The 1,744-nt window shown below is 64.7% G+C and carries 3 protein-coding genes; all 3 read right to left on the bottom strand.

Annotation, left to right across the window (positions count from 1 at the left end; genetic code table 11):
- Window positions 1-793 (bottom strand): FHIPEP family type III secretion protein (locus tag JHD07_RS39130; protein WP_291631940.1); only part of this gene is annotated, 793 nt, incomplete at its 3' end.
- 346 nt (window positions 794-1,139) lie between these two features.
- The gene (locus tag JHD07_RS39135; protein WP_291631942.1) at window positions 1,140-1,442 is read right to left on the bottom strand and encodes a copper-binding protein; all 303 of its coding nucleotides are present in this window, start codon (window positions 1,440-1,442) and stop codon (window positions 1,140-1,142) included.
- 14 nt (window positions 1,443-1,456) lie between these two features.
- The coding region (locus JHD07_RS39140; RefSeq protein ID WP_291631944.1) for a cupredoxin family protein at window positions 1,457-1,744 on the bottom strand (288 nt) is incomplete at its 5' end.

A 1,744-nucleotide genomic window follows, 5' to 3' on the forward strand; every position in this document is an offset into this window, starting at 1 on the left:
CCTGGGTGACGAGGCCGTCGCCTACGGTCAGCAGCGTGTAGGTGCGGGCTGCATCCGCGAAGGACATGCCCTGCTGCGCCACGCCGATGATGATGCCGCCGACGACGTTGATGAAGACGACCAGGAGGCCGGCGATGGCGTCGCCCCGGACGAATTTGGAGGCGCCGTCCATTGCGCCGAAGAAGCCGCTCTCGTCCTCCAGTTCCTTGCGCCGCTCCTTGGCGATTTTCTCGTCGATCAGGCCGGCGGAGAGGTCGGCGTCGATCGCCATCTGCTTGCCGGGCATGGCGTCGAGGTGGAAGCGCGCGGCGACTTCGGCGATACGGCCCGAGCCCTTGGTGATGACGACGAAATTGACGATGATCAGGATGGCGAAGACGATGATGCCGATGACGAAATTGCCGCCCATCACGAAGTTGCCGAAGGCTTCGATGACGTGACCGGCGGCAGCCGTGCCCTCGTGCCCGTGCGACAGGATCAGGCGGGTCGAGGCCATGTTGAGCGACAGGCGCAGCATGGTCGAGATCAAGAGGACGGTCGGAAAGGCCGAGAATTCCAGCGGCGCCTGGATGAACAGCGAGGTCATCAGGATCAGGATCGAGAGCGTGATCGAGATCGCCAGGAACAGGTCCAGCACGATCGCGGGCAACGGCAGGATCAGCACCACCAGGATGGTGAGAACGCCGAGCGCCAGCGCGATGTCGCCGCGCTTGAGGACGGTGACGATGTCGTTCAGGGAGGGGATCGAGGGTCTTGCGCTGCCTACGCCCTGTCCTGCCGTGACGTCGACCATGGTAGCTGCTCCCCCGCGCGACTGCCGTGCGCGCGCCCCAGACGTCTGCGCGGCGGCCGACGGGCCGCCGTTCCGAAAGTGAGGCACCGCACTTGCGTCCACAGGGAGTCCCCCGTTCTACGCGGCCGACGACACTCGACTTCACCCGGCAATTCTTGCCGGGTGTATGGTTAGCAAAGGGTTAACGGAGGTGGCGGGACCGGGTGTTTCGGGACCCACAGGCCGTCATTCCGGGGCGGCTCGGAGAGCCGAACCCGGAATCTATCCGGCGGCAGAGTTGGTCGATGAATGGATTCCGGGCTCGCGCTGCGCGCGCCCCGGAATGACGGCTCGGGGGAGGCCGCCGCTACTTCGCCTTCTGCATCCTGGTCACCGTGTACCCCGACGCGGCTTCCTCGGCCTCGAAGGTCACCTTGTCGCCGACCTTCACCTGCTTCAGCATCGCGGGATCCTTGACCCGGTACACCATGGTCATGGGCTCCTCCATGCCGAGGCTTTTCGCCGGCCCGTGCCTGAGCGTGATCTTGCCGGCGCCTTCGTCGATCTTCCTGACCTCGCCGCTGATCGCGGCGCCCTCGGCTGCGACAGTCCCGGTCGCAAGGCCGATGGTCAGTGCCAGCGCGGCAGCGATACGAATGGTGCGGTTCATGAGCTTCTCCATGCTTACTTCACGGTGACGTGGCCGACCATGCCGTACTCGCGGTGGTCGGGAATAAGGCACGAATATTCGAATGTGCCCCGCTTGCTGAACTTCCAGAGGATCTCGGCCGTCTTTTTGGGCGCAAGCCGCGCCGCATTGGGCTCGTCGTGCTCCATGTGCGGATGCTTCTTCATCTCCACCGCATGCGCGAGATTCTCCGCAGGTGTGGCGAGCAGGAATTCGTGGTCCTCCTTGCCGACATTGCGCAGCACGAAGCGGATCTGCTCGCCGCGCTTCACCTCGATCTTCGC

The organism is Bradyrhizobium sp., assembly GCF_016462955.1.
Taxonomy (GTDB): Bacteria; Pseudomonadota; Alphaproteobacteria; order Rhizobiales; family Xanthobacteraceae; genus Bradyrhizobium.